This is a genomic window from Janthinobacterium sp. AD80, assembly GCF_002878455.1.
Lineage (GTDB): Bacteria > Pseudomonadota > Gammaproteobacteria > Burkholderiales > Burkholderiaceae_D > Janthinobacterium.
This window is the reverse complement of record NZ_NRDQ01000326.1, coordinates 1-669: the sequence shown is the minus strand read 5'-3', so window position 1 is coordinate 669 and position 669 is coordinate 1. Positions and strand designations below refer to the sequence as shown.

Annotated in this window: 1 protein-coding gene; it reads left to right on the top strand. The window is 71.4% G+C overall.

All coding sequences use genetic code 11. The features are described 5' to 3' along the window. Window positions 1-669: 2-oxoacid:acceptor oxidoreductase family protein (locus JaAD80_RS29155; protein ID WP_180979660.1), on the top strand; the 669-nt coding region annotated here is incomplete at both ends.

Genomic DNA, 669 nt, shown 5'->3' with positions numbered 1-669 from the left:
CCCGCAAGCGCTGCGACGCGCCGCTGCCGCCCTGCCCCTCCCCGCGCCGCACGCCTGGCACGGCCCCTTCAACCTGCTGGTGACGGGCGTCGGCGGCACGGGGGTGGTGACGGTGGGCGCGCTGGTCTCCATGGCGGCGCACCTGGAAGGCAAGCAGGCGTCGGTGCTGGACTTCATGGGCTTTGCGCAAAAAGGCGGCGCCGTGCTGTCCTTCGTGCGCCTGGCCCTGGCCGGCGAAGACCTGCACCAGGCGCGCATCGACATCGGCCAGACCGATGCCATGCTGGCCTGCGACATGGTGGTGGGCGCCAGCGCCGACGCGCTGCAAACCCTGCGCCACGGCCACACGCGCGTGGTCGCCAACACGCACCAGTTTCCCACCGCCGCCATGGTGCGCGATCCGGACGCGTCGCAGCATGCGGGCGCCCTGATGGACAAGCTGCGCCACGCCGTCGGCATGGAGCACATCGCCGAATGCAACGGCCAGGTGCTGGCGCGCCAGCTGATGGGCGACACAATCATGGCCAATATACTGCTGATGGGCTTTGCCTGGCAGCGCGGGCTGATCCCCGTCGGCCTGGCGGCGCTGGAACGGGCCATCGAACTGAATGGCGTGGCCGTCGAGGCCAACAAGGCCGCCTTCGCCGCCGGCCGCCTGGCCTGCGCGCG